This is a genomic window from Rhizobium vallis, assembly GCF_003985155.1.
In the GTDB taxonomy this organism is placed as follows: Bacteria; Pseudomonadota; Alphaproteobacteria; order Rhizobiales; family Rhizobiaceae; genus Rhizobium; species Rhizobium vallis.
Map to the genome: position 1 here is coordinate 248,082 of NZ_ML133695.1, position 17,224 is coordinate 265,305.

Annotated in this window: 17 protein-coding genes; 15 read left to right on the top strand and 2 right to left on the bottom strand. The window is 61.8% G+C overall.

Translation table 11 applies throughout. The features are described from left to right. The 9 genes from EFQ99_RS25725 to EFQ99_RS25765 all read left to right on the top strand — a co-directional run bounded on the left by EFQ99_RS25725 (position 1) and on the right by EFQ99_RS25765 (position 9,494). Entirely contained in the window at positions 1-765 is a 765-nt protein-coding gene (locus EFQ99_RS25725) for a hydroxypyruvate isomerase family protein (RefSeq protein ID WP_126924023.1), read from the top strand. A 117-nt stretch (positions 766-882) separates the two neighbouring features. Continuing rightward, a complete protein-coding gene (gene denD, locus EFQ99_RS25730; protein WP_126924024.1) occupies positions 883-1,869 on the top strand; it encodes a D-erythronate dehydrogenase in 987 nt (328 codons plus the stop codon). Next, positions 1,866-2,639: an SDR family oxidoreductase gene (locus EFQ99_RS25735; RefSeq protein WP_126924025.1), complete on the top strand. Its 774-nt coding sequence runs from the start codon at positions 1,866-1,868 to the stop codon at positions 2,637-2,639. Before denD ends, EFQ99_RS25735 begins: the two co-directional genes overlap by 4 nt. Before the next feature lie 76 nt (positions 2,640-2,715). Further along, positions 2,716-3,783: an ABC transporter ATP-binding protein gene (locus EFQ99_RS25740; RefSeq protein WP_126924026.1), complete on the top strand. Its 1,068-nt coding sequence runs from the start codon at positions 2,716-2,718 to the stop codon at positions 3,781-3,783. Between the two features lie 149 nt (positions 3,784-3,932). Next, entirely contained in the window at positions 3,933-5,237 is a 1,305-nt protein-coding gene (locus tag EFQ99_RS25745; RefSeq protein WP_126924027.1) for an ABC transporter substrate-binding protein, read from the top strand. Positions 5,238-5,423: 186 nt separating this feature from the next. Continuing rightward, positions 5,424-6,356: a carbohydrate ABC transporter permease gene (locus EFQ99_RS25750; RefSeq protein WP_126924028.1), complete on the top strand. Its 933-nt coding sequence runs from the start codon at positions 5,424-5,426 to the stop codon at positions 6,354-6,356. A gap of 12 nt (positions 6,357-6,368) precedes the next feature. Continuing rightward, the gene (locus EFQ99_RS25755) at positions 6,369-7,268 is read left to right on the top strand and encodes a carbohydrate ABC transporter permease (protein WP_126924029.1); all 900 of its coding nucleotides are present in this window, start codon (positions 6,369-6,371) and stop codon (positions 7,266-7,268) included. Positions 7,269-7,369: 101 nt separating this feature from the next. After that, on the top strand, positions 7,370-8,392 hold the full coding sequence (gene ftsZ, locus EFQ99_RS25760; RefSeq protein WP_126924030.1) for a cell division protein FtsZ: 1,023 nt from the start codon (positions 7,370-7,372) through the stop codon (positions 8,390-8,392). Positions 8,393-8,516: 124 nt separating this feature from the next. Then, on the top strand, positions 8,517-9,494 hold the full coding sequence (locus EFQ99_RS25765) for a L,D-transpeptidase family protein (RefSeq protein ID WP_126924031.1): 978 nt from the start codon (positions 8,517-8,519) through the stop codon (positions 9,492-9,494). A 6-nt stretch (positions 9,495-9,500) separates the two neighbouring features. Here the strand turns inward: EFQ99_RS25765 and EFQ99_RS25770 are convergent, their stop codons facing one another. Together EFQ99_RS25770 and EFQ99_RS25775 are read right to left on the bottom strand one after the other, a co-directional pair. Beyond that, positions 9,501-10,100 carry a dihydrofolate reductase family protein gene (locus tag EFQ99_RS25770; RefSeq protein WP_126924032.1) on the bottom strand — a complete coding sequence of 200 codons (600 nt, stop codon included), beginning with the start codon at positions 10,098-10,100 and terminating at the stop codon, positions 9,501-9,503. Between the two features lie 205 nt (positions 10,101-10,305). Next, entirely contained in the window at positions 10,306-11,238 is a 933-nt protein-coding gene (locus EFQ99_RS25775) for a LysR family transcriptional regulator (RefSeq protein WP_126924033.1), read from the bottom strand. Positions 11,239-11,356: 118 nt separating this feature from the next. On the opposite strand from EFQ99_RS25775, the gene EFQ99_RS25780 reads away from it, so the two are divergent. The 6 genes from EFQ99_RS25780 (at position 11,357) to EFQ99_RS25805 (ending at position 17,217) form a co-directional block, all read left to right on the top strand. Then, complete coding sequence (locus EFQ99_RS25780; RefSeq protein WP_126924034.1) at positions 11,357-12,220, top strand: NmrA family NAD(P)-binding protein; 864 nt, start codon at positions 11,357-11,359, stop codon at positions 12,218-12,220. A 288-nt stretch (positions 12,221-12,508) separates the two neighbouring features. Then, positions 12,509-13,393 carry a dihydrodipicolinate synthase family protein gene (locus EFQ99_RS25785; protein WP_126924035.1) on the top strand — a complete coding sequence of 295 codons (885 nt, stop codon included), beginning with the start codon at positions 12,509-12,511 and terminating at the stop codon, positions 13,391-13,393. 7 nt (positions 13,394-13,400) lie between these two features. Continuing rightward, a complete protein-coding gene (locus tag EFQ99_RS25790) occupies positions 13,401-14,078 on the top strand; it encodes a GntR family transcriptional regulator (protein ID WP_208722816.1) in 678 nt (225 codons plus the stop codon). A 57-nt stretch (positions 14,079-14,135) separates the two neighbouring features. Further along, entirely contained in the window at positions 14,136-15,464 is a 1,329-nt protein-coding gene (locus tag EFQ99_RS25795; protein ID WP_126924037.1) for an ABC transporter substrate-binding protein, read from the top strand. Continuing rightward, the gene (locus EFQ99_RS25800; RefSeq protein ID WP_126924038.1) at positions 15,464-16,402 is read left to right on the top strand and encodes a carbohydrate ABC transporter permease; all 939 of its coding nucleotides are present in this window, start codon (positions 15,464-15,466) and stop codon (positions 16,400-16,402) included. Before EFQ99_RS25795 ends, EFQ99_RS25800 begins: the two co-directional genes overlap by 1 nt. Further along, complete coding sequence (locus tag EFQ99_RS25805; RefSeq protein WP_126924039.1) at positions 16,402-17,217, top strand: carbohydrate ABC transporter permease; 816 nt, start codon at positions 16,402-16,404, stop codon at positions 17,215-17,217. Before EFQ99_RS25800 ends, EFQ99_RS25805 begins: the two co-directional genes overlap by 1 nt. Positions 17,218-17,224: the final 7 nt, after the last annotated feature.

The window sequence follows — 17,224 nt, forward strand, 5'->3', positions numbered from 1 at the left end:
ATGGCCCGTTTTTCCGCCAATCTCGGCTTCCTCTGGCAGGAGCTTGCGCTGCCTGACGCCATCCGCGCGGCGAAGGCCGCCGGCTTCGACGCGGTCGAATGCCATTACCCCTATGCGTTTCCCGCGGAAGCGGTCCGCGCCGCACTTGCCGAAACCGGGCTCACCATGCTCGGCATCAATACGATCCGCGGCAATGTCGAAGCCGGCGACAACGGGCTTGCGGCGGTGCCGGGGCGCGAACAGGAAGCGCGTCGGGCAATCGCCGAGGCCGTCGACTATGCCCAGGCGATCGGCGCGCTCAATGTGCATGTGATGGCCGGCAAGGCTTCCGGCGAAGAGGCGAAGGCGACCCTCATCGAAAACCTGCGCCATGCCTGCGATCTGGCCGGCAGGGCAGGGATCACGGTGCTGATCGAGCCGCTCAATCTGCGGGATGCGCCCGGCTATTTCCTGCAGACCTCGGAACAGGCGCTGGAGATCATCGCCGCCGTCGGGGCTCGCAACATCCGACTTATGTTCGATTGCTACCATCTGCAGATCATGCAAGGCGATTTGACCCACAGGTTGCAGAAATATCTGGCTTCGATCGGACACATCCAGATCGCCTCGGTCCCCGATCGGCGCGAACCGGACCATGGAGAGGTCGACTACCGCCATATCCTGCATTCCCTGGATGAGCTTGGCTACGACAGGCCGATCGGCGCCGAATATCGGCCGGCGACATCGACGGAAGCAGGCTTGAGCTGGCTTGGAGCCTATCGATGAAGGAGACGACGCGCATCCTGCCAACGTGATCTGCCGACCTATATGCGAGGAGGCATAGGCGCTGCGACACGGCGGGAACCTGACTGACGACACCGGCCAACGGGAGGAAGAGCCGATATGCATGTGATGATTTTGGGCGCGGCCGGCATGGTCGGCCGCAAGCTGGTCGAAAAAATTGCGCGCGAGCCGCTGGCTTTCGGCCGGCCCGTCACCCGTCTGACGCTGGCGGACGCCTTTCAGCCGCCGGTGCCGGAAGCGCTTCGGCCCGTCTCCACGGCGCTGACGGTCGACCTTGCCGGGACTGGCGCGGCCGACAGGCTGATCGAAAGCCGCCCAGATCTGATCTTCCATCTTGCGGCAATCGTCTCCGGTGAGGCGGAGGCGGATTTCGACAAGGGCTACGCCGTCAATCTCGACGGCACCCGCGCGCTGTTCGATGCGATCCGACAACTCGGCCTCAAGAGCGATTATGTGCCGCGCGTCGTCTTCGCCTCCTCGATCGCCGTCTTCGGCACGCCTTTCCCGGAGGTCATTCCCGACGAATTCTTCACGACGCCGCTGACGAGCTATGGCACTCAGAAGGCGATCGCCGAGCTGCTGCTGGCCGATTACTCCCGCCGCGGCATTTTCGATGGCATCGGTATCAGACTGCCGACCATCACGGTGCGTCCGGGCGCGCCGAACAAGGCGGCCTCCGGTTTCTTCTCCAACATCCTGCGTGAGCCGCTGGTCGGCAAGGAAGCCATATTGCCGGTCAGCGACAGCGTGCGGCACTGGTTTGCAAGCCCGCGCGCAGCCGTCGGCTTTTTCGTCCATGCGGCGACGATCGACACGGCCCGGATCGGCGCGCGCCGCAACCTCACCATGCCCGGCCTCTCCGCGCTGGTTTCCGAAGAGATCGAGGCCCTGCGCCGGGTCGCCGGCGACAAGGCCGTCGCCCTCATCAAGCCAGTGCCCGATCCGGTGATCGAACGCATCGTCGCCGGCTGGCCGACCCAGTTCGATGCGACAAGGGCCTCCTCGCTCGGCTTCAAGGCGGAAACGAGCTTCGACGAGATCCTGCAGGTGCATATCGAGGATGAACTCGGCGGGAGGATCGCATGAGCACGTTGGCGAGCGGAGAGACAAAGATCGCGCTGGTGACCGGCGGCGGCACCGGCGTCGGACGCGCCATGTCGAAAGCGCTTGGTGCTGCCGGCTACAAGGTCGTCATATCGGGCCGCCGGACCGACGTGCTCGAAAGGGCAGCCACGGAACTTGGCGGCGAGACCGGCGCGGAGTTTCTCGCGATTCCCGCCGATGTCGGCGATCCCTCTTCGGTGCGGGCGCTCTTCGATACGATCCTGGAAAAATACGGACGGCTCGATTTGCTGGTCAACAATGCCGGTGTCGGCGTGCCCGCCGTTCCGCTCGAGGAGGTTTCGTTCGGGCAGTGGAACGCCATCGTCGCGGCCAACCTCACCGGCGCCTTCCTGTGCACCCAGCAGGCCTTCCGGCTGATGAAGAGCCAGAGCCCGCGCGGCGGCCGCATCATCAACAACGGCTCCATCTCCGCCACCACGCCACGGCCCAATTCGGCGCCGTACACGGCGACCAAACACGCCATCACCGGGCTCACCAAATCCACCGCCCTCGACGGGCGCGAATTCGACATCGCCTGCGGCCAGATCGATATCGGCAATGCCGCAAGCGACATGACGAAGAGGATGGCATCAGGTGTGCTGCAGGCCAACGGCAGCATCGCCACCGAGCCGACGATCGACCCCGCGCATATTGCCGATGCGGTCGTCTACATGGCGAGCCTGCCGCTCAGCGCCAACGTGCTGACCATGACCGTGATGGCGACGCAGATGCCCTTCGTCGGGCGAGGGTGAAACCAACGAGCCGCCATCGGTCGAAAACGACAGAAATACGTGCCTGCGCAATGCTCATGAACTGGGAGGAGGGAATATGGCAAACGTTCAATTCGCGAATATCCGGAAATCATTCGGTGCGCATCCCGTCATCAAGGGGGTGGACATCGATATTGCCGATGGGGAATTCGTCATCCTCGTCGGCCCTTCGGGTTGCGGCAAATCCACTCTTCTGAGGATGCTGGCCGGGCTCGAGAACATTTCCGGCGGCGAGATCAAGATTGGCGGGCGCGTCGTCAATACGCTGCCGCCGAAAGACCGCGACATCGCCATGGTGTTCCAGAACTATGCGCTCTACCCGCATATGACGGTGGAGCAGAACATGGGCTTTTCGCTCATGCTCAACAAGGCGCCGAAAGCGGAAGCGGAAAAGCGGGTGAAATATGCCGCCGGCATCCTCGGTCTCGACAAGCTGCTCGACCGTTATCCCCGCCAGCTTTCCGGCGGCCAGCGGCAGCGCGTCGCCATGGGCCGCGCCATCGTGCGCGATCCGGAGGTCTTCCTGTTCGACGAGCCGCTGTCCAACCTCGATGCGAAACTGCGCGTCGCCATGCGCGCCGAGATCAAGGAACTGCACCAGCGGCTGAAGACGACGACGGTCTACGTCACCCATGACCAGATCGAGGCGATGACCATGGCCGACAAGATCGTCGTCATGCATGACGGCATCGTCGAGCAGATCGGCACGCCGCTCGAGCTTTACGACCGCCCCGCCAACCTCTTCGTCGGCGGCTTCATCGGCTCGCCCGCGATGAACATGATCCACGGCAGGCTCGATCCTGATGATGCCAGCCAGTTCGTCGCGGTCAACGGCACGCGGCTGCCCGTCGCCAATCCGCCGGCGAGTGCCAAGGGCCGCGACCTCGTCTACGGGCTGCGCCCCGAATATATCTCGCTCGATCAGAACGGCCTGCCGGCCGAGATCGTGGTGATCGAGCCGACCGGCTATGAGACGCACCTCACCGTCCGCCTCGGCGGCAGCGAGGTCAGCTGCGTCTTCCGCGAGCGTGTCAATGCGCGCCCGGGCGAAGCCATCCGGGTGGGGATCGACGCCGCGCATGTCCATCTCTTCGATGCCGAAGGCGGCAGGAGATTGACCGACTGATGCCACCCGGCGGGGTTAAGGAAGAAGAGGAGTCTTCCAGTCCGCCGGAGCACAAACATCCCATTTCACAGGATGTCAGACCGGACTTCACCAAGCGGGAGGTGGACGCCGGAGAACTCGCTCCCGCTGTTTCAATGAGGAGGAATCTCATGACGATCAAGAGACGTGAATTTCTTGCTGCATCGGCAGCCGTTGCCGGTGTCGCCGGTCTTGGCATCAGGCCATCTCTGGCGCAGGCCGAACCGACCTACACCCCGGAAAGCGGCGCGAGCCTGCGCCTACTGCGCTGGACGCCTTTCGTGAAAGGCGACGAAGAAGCCTGGCTCGCCAACACCAAGAAATTCACGGAAGCGACGGGCGTCGAAGTGCGCATCGACAAGGAGAGCTGGGAGGACATCCGTCCGAAGGCCGCCGTTGCCGCCAATGTCGGCTCCGGCCCCGATCTCATCATGTGCTGGTTCGACGATGCGCACCAATATCCGGACAAGCTGGTCGATCTCACTGAACTCGGCAACTATCTCGGCAACAAATACGAGGGCTGGTACGACGGCGTGAAGGGCTACGCCACACGCGACGACAAGTTCATCGCCATGCCGCTGACGGCGATCGGCAATGCCGTCGTCTATCGCGACACCCATGTGAAGGCCGCCGGCTTCAGTGAATTCCCGAACGATACGGCAGGCTTCCTCGAACTTTGCAAGGCGATGAAGGCAAAGGGCACGCCCGCCGGCTTCCCGCACGGCAAGGCGGTCGGAGACGGCAACAATTACGCCCATTGGCTGCTGTGGAGCCATGGCGGCATGATGGTCGACGAGGGCGGCAAGGTCACGATCAACAGCCCTGAGACGCTCGCCTCGATCAACTATGCCAAGGAGCTCTACGCGACCTTCATTCCGGGCACGGAAAGCTGGCAGGACGTCAACAACAACCGCGCGTTCCTCGCCGGCCAGGTTTCGCTGATCGCCAACGGCGTTTCGGTCTATTACACGGCCAAGAACGATCCGAAGCTCGCCGACATCGCCAAGGACATGCGCACGACGAACTTCCCGATCGGGCCTGTCGGCAAGAGCGTGGAGCTTTTCCAGACGAGCTCGCTGCTGCTTTTCAAGCACACGAAATATCCCGAGGCGGCCAAGGCCTACATCAAGTTCATGATGGAAGCCGACCAGATGAATGCCTGGATCCAGGGCTCCAGCGCCTATTGCTGCCAGCCCCTCAAGGCCTTCGCCAAGAACCCGATCTGGACCGCCGATCCGATCCACGCGCCCTATGCGCGCGCTTCGGAAAAGCTGCGCCCGAACGGCTATGCCGGCCCACTGGGCTACGCCTCCGCGGCGACCATGGCCGACTATGTTCTGGTCGACATGTATGCCGCTGCCGTCACCGGCCAGAAGTCGCCGGAAGATGCGATGAAGGAAGCCGAACGCCGGGCGAACCGCTACTACCGCATCTAATCGGAGCCCGAGACAGGCGGCATGCCGATCACAAGGCATGCCGCCAGCTTCTCTAAAGCGCGTCGCACGAATTTTGATCCATACACCGCGCTTTAGTTCCTTGTTTTTATGCATGTCGTTGTCCCGGAACCGCTGAACACTTCCGGGCGACATGCATCAGGACCGAAAGCAAACTGGAGGCATGCAATGTCGACCTTGAAATCCGGGGATACGCGCGGCCCGATCTCCTCGCTCATGCAGAACAACAATGTGCTCGGCTTCCTGTTCATGCTGCCGGCCGCCGTGTTCCTCGTCTGCTTTCTCACCTATCCGCTCGGGCTCGGCGTCTGGCTTGGCTTCACCGATACGCGGATCGGCCGCGACGGCGTCTTCATCGGCCTGGAGAACTATCAGTTCCTCGCCGACGACGCCGTTTTCTGGATGTCGGTCTTCAACACCATTCTCTACACTTTCGTCGCCTCGCTGCTGAAATTCGTGCTCGGCCTCTGGCTGGCGCTGCTCTTGAACCAGCACCTGCCGTTCAAATCCTTTTTCCGGGCGATCGTGCTCTTGCCCTGGGTGGTACCGACAGTGCTTTCGGCCCTGGCCTTCTGGTGGATCTACGATTCCCAATTCTCGATCATCTCCTGGTCGCTGATGAAGCTCGGGCTGATCAGCGCGCCGATCAACTTCCTTGGCGATGCCACCAATGCACGTATTTCCGTCATCGTTGCCAATGTCTGGCGCGGCATTCCGTTCGTGGCGATCTCGCTGCTCGCCGGCCTGCAGACCATTCCGGCCTCGCTGCAGGAAGCCGCCTCGCTCGACGGCGCGACGAGCTGGCAGCGCTTCCGCTATGTGACGCTGCCGATGCTGACGCCGATCATCGCCGTGGTCATGACCTTCTCGGTGCTCTTCACCTTCACGGATTTCCAGCTGATCTACGTGCTGACCAAGGGCGGGCCGGTCAATGCCACGCATCTGATGGCGACACTCTCTTTCCAGCGCGGCATTCCGGGCGGCCAGCTCGGCGAAGGGGCGGCCATCGCCGTTGCCATGATACCCTTCCTGCTCGGCGCCATCATGTTCAGTTTCTTCGGCCTGCAACGCCGCAAATGGCAGCAGGGTGGTCAGGATTAGGGGGAAATAACCATGTCGACAAATCTCAATTCGGCCGATGAGGTCCTGACCGACAATGCCGAGGGCATGAGCTATCTGAACCGCCTGCCGCGGCGGGTGGTGATGCTCTACCTGCCGATGGCGCTCTTCGTTTTCGTGCTGCTCTTTCCCTTCTACTGGATGGCGATCACCGCCGTGAAGCCGAACGAGCAGCTGACGGACTATAACAATTACAGCCCCTTCTGGGTGGTGGGGCCGACGCTGGACCACATCAAATACCTGTTCCTGGAAACCTCCTATCCCGGCTGGCTGTGGAATACGATGCTGGTGGCCGTGGGATCGACGGCGCTGTCGCTGGTCGCCTCGGTCTTCGGCGCCTATGCGATCGAGCGCGTGCGCTTCACGGGTTCCCGGCAGATCGGCCTCGTCATTTTCCTCGCCTATCTCATTCCGCCGTCGATCCTGTTCATCCCGCTCGCCTTCATCGTCTTCAAGCTCGGGATCTACGACTCGCGCCTGGCGCTGATCTTCACCTATCCCACCTTCCTGATCCCGTTCTGCACATGGCTGCTGATGGGCTATTTCCGCTCGATCCCGTTCGAACTCGAGGAAAGCGCGCTGGTGGACGGCGCCAACCGCTGGCAGATCCTCATCAAGATCATCCTGCCGCTCGCCGTGCCCGGCCTGATCTCGGCCGGCATCTTCGCCTTCACGCTCTCCTGGAACGAATTCATCTACGCGCTGACATTCATCCAGTCCTCGGAGAACAAGACCATCCCGGTCGGCGTCCTGACCGAACTGGTGCGCGGCGACGTCTTCGAATGGGGATCGCTGATGGCCGGCGCGCTCTTCGGCTCCCTGCCGGTCGTCATCCTCTATTCTTTCTTCGTGGATTATTACGTGTCCTCGATGACGGGTGCAGTGAAGGAGTAGCGCTTTCGCCCTGCCTGTGCCTTTTTACGTCCTTAATCTGCCGAACGATTCGTCGCCGCGGGCGAGAATGGGGCATTCAAAGGACAAGAGAGGATTATGCGATGACGGACGCCAAGAGCGGCATTTTGGGGTTGCGGCCGAACATCACCGTCATCGGCGTCGGCGGTGGCGGCGGAAATGCGATCAACAACATGATCGCGGAGAAGCTCGCCGGCGTCGAGTTCATCGCGGCGAACACGGATGCCCAGGTGCTTGCGACCTCGAAGGCCACCCGGCGCATCCAGCTTGGAGCGCAGGTGACCGAGGGGCTCGGCGCGGGCTCGTTGCCGGAGGTCGGTCGGGCGGCGGCCGAGGAGTCGCTTGACGAGATCATGGATCACCTCAGCGGTTCGCACATGTGCTTCGTCACCGCCGGCATGGGCGGCGGAACCGGAACGGGCGCCGCCGCGGTGATCGCACGGGCCGCCCGCGATGCGGGCATCCTGACGGTCGGCGTCGTCACCAAGCCGTTTTCCTTCGAGGGCAATCGCCGCATGCGGACGGCCGAGGTCGGCATCGAGGCACTTCGCCAGGCCGCCGATACCGTCATCGTCATTCCCAACCAGAACCTCTTCCGCATCGCCGATGCGAAAACCACCTTTGCCGATGCCTTCATGACCGCCGATCGCGTGCTCTACTCGGGCGTTGGCTGCATCACCGACCTCATCGTCAAGGAAGGCCTGATCAACCTCGATTTCGCCGATGTGAAATCGGTGATGCGCGGCATGGGACGGGCGATGATGGGCACGGGCGAGGCCACGGGCGAAGGCCGGGCGATGAAGGCGGCGGAGGGGGCGATTGCAAACCCGCTGCTCGACGACCTCTCGATGAAGGGCGCCAAAGGCGTGTTGATTTCGATTTCGGGCGGCTCCGACATGACACTGTTCGAAGTCGACGAGGCGGCGAGCCGCATTCGCGACGAAGTGCAGGCGGATGCCGAAATTGTCGTCGGCGCCATCTTCGACCGTGGCCTTGACGGAAGGTTCCGGGTCTCGGTCGTGGCGACCGGCCTGGAAGGCAGCGGCGCCGCCGCCATGCCCGGCTTCGCCGCGGAAGAACAGCAGATACCGCGCATATTGCAATAAGGCCGTCAGCACGGCTCGAAGCCTGCAAGAGAGTAGGGGGAAGGGAAGCGGCGGCAGCGTAAGCGTTGACCGACGGCTTCCTCCTCCGGTGGAACAAGTATGGCCGGCGATCATTTGTTGGATCATGAAACCTGTCACACCGATCGCAACACTGGTTCTGCTTTTCTCATTCGGTACGGCGAATGCGCTGGAACTGACGGCCGATGCCATCAACACCGCATCGCTTGCTTCGATTGCGCAAGAGCGCCCAAAGAAACCGTCGCCGGACCCGGATCCGGCGATCGTGCGTCTCCAGGTGCTTCTTGACCGCGCAGGTTCTTCGCCGGGCGTGATCGATGGCTTGTATGGCGAGAATGTCGGCAAGGCCGTCGCCGCGTTCGAGACGATGAACAAGCTTGCGCCCGACGGCAAACTCGATCCCGACGCGCTCGGCCGGCTGGAAACCGGCCCAGCCATCGTCGAAAGCTATATCATCACCAAAGAGGATGCCGGCGGTCTCGTCGACCGCATTCCCGAGGATTACGGGGAGAAGGCGGGGATGACGAGCATGGGATATACCAGCGTGGAGGAGAGGCTGTCGGAGCGGTTCCATATGGACATCGATCTGCTGAAGGCGCTCAATCCCGGCACCGAATTCGCACCCGGCAAAACGATCGAGGTGGTGACGACGGGACCTCCCAAAGAGGGGAGGGCCAAACGCATCGAGGTGAATGCCAGGACGGGACAGGTCCTGGCCTATGACGAAGGCGGATCGATGCTTGCGGCCTATCCGGCGACGGTAGGCAGCAGGGACAATCCGTCTCCGAGCGGTACGCACAAGGTCAAGGGTGTCGCGCGGATGCCCGTCTACCGATACGATCCGAAGATCAATTTCAAGCAGGGAAAGAACGACAAGATCCTAACCATCCCCAAAGGACCGAACGGACCGGTCGGCAGCATCTGGATCGATCTGACCGAGCCGACCTACGGCATTCACGGCACGCCCGATCCGGAACTGATCGACAAGGGCGCATCGCACGGCTGCGTCCGCCTGACCAACTGGGATGCGGAAGAGCTTGCTGGAATGGTGAAACCGGGCGTGACGGTCAAATTCGTCGACTAAATATAGTCAGGTCGGTCGATAGATCTGAGCCATCGAGCCCTTCGGAAAGACCTTTGAGCCGATCAGCTCGAGCTGCCTGGGTTGGGCGAGGTCGGAGAAGATCGGCAAGCCCTTGCCGAGGGCCAGCGGATACACCATCAGCATGTACTGATCGACCAGATCATGGGCGATGAGGCTGCGCGCAAAGGCGGCACCGCCATGGGCGATGATCGGCTTGCCATCATGGGCTTTCAGCCTGGCGATTTCTTCGGCCAGATCGCCGCTCGCCACATAGGCCTCACCCCAACTTTCCGCGCCGGGCTGCAGCCCTTCACCGCGCCCTTTGGCCGTTTCAGCAGCCTTCAGGATCGCCGGCCCTTGTTTTGAGAAGACGGCCTTCGGAATCTGGTTCATCGGCGGGGCGAATACTCCTGTCGCGGTCGGCCAATAGCTGGCCATGCCCTGGAAGGTGCGGCTGCCCATGATGTGCAGCCCGGCATTCCACGCATTCTCCACCTTCCAGGCAATGGCCTCCTGGTCGCCGGAAAATATCCATTCGGTTTCGCCCTCGGGGCCGCTGACAAAGCCGTCGAGCGACATGGCCATGGTCAGGATCAACTCTCTCATCGCTTTCTCCTTGCGCTGGTTCGACCCAAGGACGGGCGAGATCAATCTGTTCCGACAATGCGCATTCGCCAAACCCGAAAATCGTGACGACAGCGTATCGTGCAAAACTGTTTGACCACCGCAGCAACGGCCGGTGGCAAACTCGATTTATTTACCCTCGAAATCATGCATCCTGTGCTTACCTGGGCCGCAAGCTGTCCTTGAATTAGGCCAACGCTGATCTTCCGCCGCCGGCGGCTGATCCGACGATTTCGACGCAGAAGTCAATGAAGGTGCGAACCTTGGCCGGCACATGATGGCGGGAGGTGTAGAAGCAGTGCAGCGGAAAGGTCTCATCAGGCCAGTCCGGATAGAGATCGACCAACTGACCAGAGTCGAGATAGGGCTTCATGCCGAGCGAGAAGACCTGGGCAATGCCGATCCCCGCGAGACAGGTAGCAAGCGTCGTGCCGGCATCATTGACGAGAATGCGGCCACGAGTTTCGATCGGCACCACCTTCTTTCCGCGCCGCAACTCCCATTCGAAAGGTCTGCCCGTCAAAGGATCCTGATACAGGATGCAGGTATGATCGGTTAGGTCGGCAGGCAGCTTCGGCGTGCCGTGCCGCTTAAGATAGGACGGCGCGGCAACCGTGATCACCCTCGTGCGAAAAAGCTGTCGGGCAATCAGCGAGCTCTTCGCCGGGATTTCGCCAAAGCGCACCGCCACATCCATGCCGTCAGCGACAAGGTCGCCGATTTCGTTCCGCGTCACCACCTCGATCTGAAGATCGGGATAGCGGTCGAGAAAGGCGCCGAAATTCGGCCCGAGGATCAGCCGCGAAAAATAGGGATCGACATTGATCCGCAGCCTCACACGCACCGTCTGCGTCGTCCCGGCCGCATAGGCAGCGGCTTCTTCGATGCCGCCGAGTAGCGGCACGACCTGCTCGTAGAAACGCGTACCGTCATCGGTGAGTCTCAGGGAACGGGTCGTCCGGTCGAGCAGGCGCACGCCGATGCGGCTTTCAAGTCGCGCCACCGCACGGCTGATTCCAGAAGCTGTCAGCCCCAGCGCCTCGCCTGCCCGCGCAAAACTACCGCTCTCAACGACGGCGGCTAGCACGCTAACCCCATTCAGCAATCGTCCGTCGAACATCATCCAGTTCCTGATGTTTTGTCATGAATTATCTGACAAAAGCGCAATTCAGTCAAAAGCCACTTTGGCGCATCTTTCATTCATCGCGGCGCAGGCCGCTGCCAAAAGGAGTCCGAGAATGTTTGCTGTGACTGGAATAACGGGTCAGGTTGGCGCCGTGGTCGGCGCGAAATTGATGGATCAGGGACTGCCTGTCCGTGCAGTCCTGCGCAATGCGGAAAAAGCAGGCGCCTGGCGGGATCGCGGTGCGGAAATCGCCATTGCCGACATGACGGACGCGCCGGACCTCGCCCGGGCCTTCGAAGGCGCCGAGGGCGTCTTCCTGCTTCTGCCGCCAACCTTCGATCCTGCGCCGGGTTTCCCGCAGGTAAAGGCAATCATCGAAGCACTGAAGACGGCGCTCACAAAGGCGTCTCCAAAGAAGGTGGTCTGCCTATCGACGGTCGGCGCTCAGGCAAAGGAAGAGAATCTTCTAAGCCAGCTCGGTCTCTTCGAGCAGGCTATGTCGACACTTCCGCTGCCGGTCGCCTTCCTGCGCGCCGGGTGGTTCATGGAGAATTCAACCTGGGACATCGCGCTTGCAAGGGAGAGCGGCATCATGCCAAGCTTCCTGCAGCCGCTCACCAAGCCCGTGCCGATGGTTTCGGTGTGCGATGTCGGCGCCGTTGCGGCCGAAATGCTGCAGGAGGACTGGGCCGGTAAGCGCATTGTTGAGCTTGAGGGCCCTTTTCGCATCACGCCGCTGCAGATGGCGGAGGCCTTCTCTATCGTGCTCGGCAAGGCGGTTCGTGCTGAGCTGGTTGCAAGAGAGACCTGGGAAGCGCTATTCTTGAACCAGGGCATGCAGAACCCCCGACCCCGTATGCGCATGCTTGACGGCTTCAACGAAGGCTGGATCGAATTCGGAGGCGGTGAAGCCGGATCCCGCAAGGGCACAACGACCTTTGAGACCGCTATCCGCAAACTGGTCGAACGCCATTGATGACCAAGCCGACAGCCTTCAAGTACTCACGGCTCCTTCGGCCAAACTCCGACCACATGCCCGGCGCTGGACTTCGTACCCGAGATCGACGCCGTGTCCACGTGCCACCACTCCGTGGCCATCGCCACGAAACCGGCACAGGTTCGATCGCGCGGTGGTGCTCGGCTTTCCCCGCTCCTGTCAACAGCCAGAACCTTCTTCATGGTGGCCGAGCGCAGTAAACAATCACATCTTTACAACTAACATGTTAGTCTGCTATGCCTAACTCATCAGCTGGGAGAAATAACGTTGACACAGAAATTCGGGCTTTCGGTCGCTCTCGCCACCCCGTTTGACGGCAATGGTGATATTGTGATCGATGCGATGATCGCGCAGGCGCGGCGCTGCCTTGCTGCCGGATGCTCCAGCGTGACGCTGTTCGGGACGACGGGGGAGGGCTCCTCCATCGGCAGCCTGGAACGCGAGCGCGTTCTTTCAGCCTTCTTCGATGCCGGCATTGCGCCGGAGAATATCATCGTCGGCGTTCTGGTCGACGCCGCCGAGGATGCGGCGTTGCAGGCTGATCATGCTCTTTCCAAGGGCGCCCGCAATATCCTTCTTGCCCCGCCGTCCTATTTCAAGAACGTCAGCGACGACGGCGTCTTCCTTTGGTTTTCGGCCGTGTTCGCGATACTCGGCGACAAGGCGCGCGATATCATCGTCTACAATCTTCCCTCAGTCACCATGGTGCCGCTGAGCGTATCGTTGATCGGCCGGCTGCGGGCCGCCTTTCCGCATATCGTCACGGGCGTCAAGGATTCCTCCGGCGACTGGCCTTACACCGAAGCGCTTCTCAAGGCGCATAGCGATCTCATCATCCTGGTCGGCGACGAACGACACCTCGCGAGAGCCGTGCGGCTCGGCGGCCAGGGTGCGATATCAGGCATGGCGAATTTCCTGCCCCGCGAAGTCAGGCTGATGGCCGAGGACGGCAAGGACGATCCGCGGGTCGAGGATTTCGTGCCCGAATTGCTGAAATATCCCGTCATCGCAGCCGTGAAGGCGATGGTCGCGCGCGTGGCCTCGGAGGAGATCTGGCTTGCGGTTCGCCCGCCGCTCGTTTCATTATCGGGCGAAGGGCAGGCGCAGCTCTCTCTGGCTTTCGATACTCTTTTCCGCTCGAAAGCAGCATAGGTCGGAGATGTTTCTGGAGGAGGCGATGGACGGAACCGAGGAGCAGCCGACACTCAGGGAGAAGGCGTATGCGAGTTTCACGCGCCATCTTCTTGCGCGTGACGTGCGTCCCGGCCAGTTCGTTTCCCAGCGCCGCCTCGTCGAGCTGACGGGACTGCCGCTCGGCGCCATCCGCGAGCTCATCCCCCGGCTCGAAGCCGAAGGGCTGATCAAGACCGTGCCGCAGCGAGGTCTGCAGATCGCCCACATCGATCTCGTCCTCATTCGCGAGGCCTTCCAGCTGCGCGTGTTCCTGGAGAAGGAAGCCGTGGCGCTCTTCACCAAATCCGCCTCGGACGAGACGATCGCAAAGCTCTTGAAGCAGCACCGGGATATCGCCGATGCCATTCGAAGCGGCGACGGTTCGCACGAACTGGAAGTGCGCGCCCAGGCCGTCGATTGGGGCATGCATGACGCCTTCATCGATGCGCTTGGAAATACCATCATCTCGAACGCCTACCGCGTGAACTCGATCAAGATGCGCCTGATCAGCCAGGACCGCTTCCGCATCGCGGGTCACGTCGGGCCCGTCATGGGCGAGCACCTGAAGGTGCTCGAGGCGATCGAGCGGCGATCGGCGGAGGACGCCGTCAACAGCCTTGTCGCACACATCAATAACGCAAGGGATCGTGCGCTGGGGATTTAATCGGGAATAAGCGGCCGGAGGTGAGGAGATCGCCGGCAATAAAGGAGGAGGAGTCACATGCCATCATTCTTCAATCCGACGAGGCGAGGCTTCCTGGCGGGTACGGCCGCGCTCGGGGCAAGCAGCATGCTCGGCATGCGGCAGGCATCTGCCGCGGTCGACTGGAAGCGTTTCACCGGCACCACGCTCGAGGTGAACCTGGTCAAGAGCCCGCGCAGCGAAATACTGCTGAAGTACCTGCCTGAATTCGAGGCGCTCACCGGCATCAAGGTCAATGCCGAAGCGACGCCCGAACAGCAGCAGCGGCAGAAGACGACGATCGAGCTGAGCTCGGGCAAGCCGAGCTTCGACGTCGTTCATATGAGCTACCATGTCCAGAAGCGGCAGTTCGAAAAGGGTGGCTGGCTTGCCGATATCAGCAGCTTCCTGAAGGACACCTCGCTGACCGACCCGTCTTTGACGGAAGGTGACTTCGCCGAAGCCGGCCTCGCCTTCGCCAAGGATGCCAACGGCGTCCTGCGCTCTCTTCCCTTCTCGGTCGATTACTGGATCATCTACTGGAACAAGGCTCTGTTCGAGAAGAAGGGGCTCGCCTACCCCACGAGCTTCGAGGAGCTCGCAAGTGCTGCGGAGGCGCTCACCGATGCCTCGACCAACACTTACGGCTTCGTCGCCCGCGGCCTGAAGAACGCCAATACGCCGGTCTGGACGACGCTGCTGCTCGGCTATGGTTCGAGCCCGCTCGGCCCCGACGGCAAGCTGCGCACGACATCGCAAGAAGCGGTGGATGCGGCGAAGCTTTACCAGAGGCTGATGACCAAGACCGCCCCTCCCGGCGTCTCCGGCTTCAACTGGGCCGAGGCGCAGTCGGCCTTCCTGCAGGGCAAGATCGGCATGTGGCTTGACGGTGTCGGCTTTGCACCGCCGATCGAGAATCCGGAAAAATCGCGCGTCGTCGGCCAGGTCGGCTACGGCATCATTCCGAAGGGCCCGAAGGCGCAGGCCGCAGGCACCTTCGGCGACGGGCTGGGTGTCGTGGCGGCAAGCCAGAGGAAGGAAGCCGCCTATCTCTTCTGCCAATGGGCGATTTCGCATGAAATGGGCGCACGCCTGCTACAGGCCGGCGCCGGCGTTCCCTTCCGCCAGTCGATCCTCGAGGATGCGAAGGTGCGCGAAGGCGTCAAGATGCCGGCCGCATGGCTGGATGCCGTCGTCGGTTCCGGCAAGATCTCGCAGCTCGCGCTGCCGGTGATCATTCCGGTCACCGAGTTCCGCGACATCTACGGCGTCGGCCTCACCAACATGATCGGCGGCGCCGATCCCGCGACCGAGCTGAAGTCGGCAACGGCCCAGTTCGAACCCGTGCTGGCGAAAAGCGAGGGATAATGGCTTCGGCGGGCATCGAAACGGCCGCTATGGCCAAGGCGTCGAAAGGGGGGAGCAAACCGGACCGGTTTGCTCCCAACTACTGGCCCTTCGTCATCCCGGCGCTCATCGTGACTGCAGCCGTGATCGTCTTTCCATGGGTGTTCACGGTGTGGATGAGCATCAACAGCTGGACGCTCGGCCAATCGCAGGTCTTTGCGGGACTGGACAATTATATCAGGCTCGCCGTCGACATGCGCTTCTGGGAGTCGCTCTGGCATACGGTGCTCTATACGGCGCTCTCCGTGCTGGTTCCGCTTTTTCTCGGAACGCTCGCCGCGCTGATCTTCGATGCCCAATTTCCGCTGCGCGGTCTCATCCGAGGCATATTCGTGATGCCGATGATGGCGACCCCCGTCGCCATCGCGCTCGTCTGGACGATGATGTACCATCCCCAGCTCGGCGTCCTCAACTATCTCCTCTCCTTCGCAGGCATCGCCCCGCAGGAGTGGATCTACAATCAGGCCAGCGTCATCCCCTCGCTGGTCCTGGTCGAAAGCTGGCAGTGGACGCCGCTCGTCATGCTGATCGTGCTCGGCGGTCTCGCCGCCGTTCCGCGCGAGCCTTATGAGAGTGCGGAGATCGACGGCGCCAATGTCTGGCAGAAATTCCGTTACCTCACGCTGCCGATGATCGCGCCGTTCCTGATGATCGCGGTGATCATCCGCAGCATCGATGCCGTGAAGAGCTTCGACATCATCTACGCGATGACCCAGGGCGGCCCGGGCACGGCGTCGGAAACGATCAACATCTATCTCTATAACACCGCCTTTGCCTATTACGACATCGGCTATGGCTCGGCCATGGCAGTCGTCTTCTTCATGCTTATCGTGCTGCTCTCCTTCGTCCTCATGATGATCCGGCAGCGCGTGAACTGGTCCGACGGGGAGGCACGCTGATGAAGCGCAAGACGCTCGATCGCATCGGATTGCTGTTCGTCGCGCTGGTGATGATCTCGCCAGTCGTGCTGTTCTTTCTCTGGATGATCTCGCTGTCGCTGAAATATGAGATCGACAACGGCGCCTATCCGCCGATCTTCATCCCGGAGCGCTTCGCCTGGTCGAATTATGTGAAGGTCTTCGAGGAGAACAACTTCTTCCTCTACCTCTGGAATTCGGTGCTGGTGACGGGCGCGGCCACGCTTCTGGCGCTCCTGATCGGCGTGCCGGCCGGATATGGCATCGCACGTCTCAAAGCCGAGAAGTCCGCCATGGTCATCATGATCGCGCGCATGACGCCGGGTCTTTCCTTCCTGATCCCGCTCTTCCTGTTGTTCCAGTGGCTGAACCTGCTCGGCACGCTGGTGCCGCAGATCATCATCCATCTCGTCGTCACCGTACCGATCGTCGTCTGGATCATGATCGGCTATTTCGAAACGACACCGATGGAGCTGGAAGAAGCCGCAAGCATCGATGGCGCAACACCCTGGCAGGTGTTCCGCATGGTCGCGCTGCCGATCGCAAAGCCCGGCATCGTCGTCGCCTTCATCCTGTCGGTGATCTTCTCCTGGAACAATTTCGTCTTCGGCATCGTGCTCGCCAGCCGCGAGACCCGCACGCTTCCTGTCGCCGTCTACAACATGCTCTCCTTCGAGCAGGTGAGCTGGGGTCCGCTGGCGGCGGCGGCGCTGATCGTCACCTTGCCGGTGCTGATCTTGACGGTGTTTGCGCAGCGGCAGATCGTGGCGGGCTTGACGGCCGGGGCCGTCAAGTAAGCAGGTG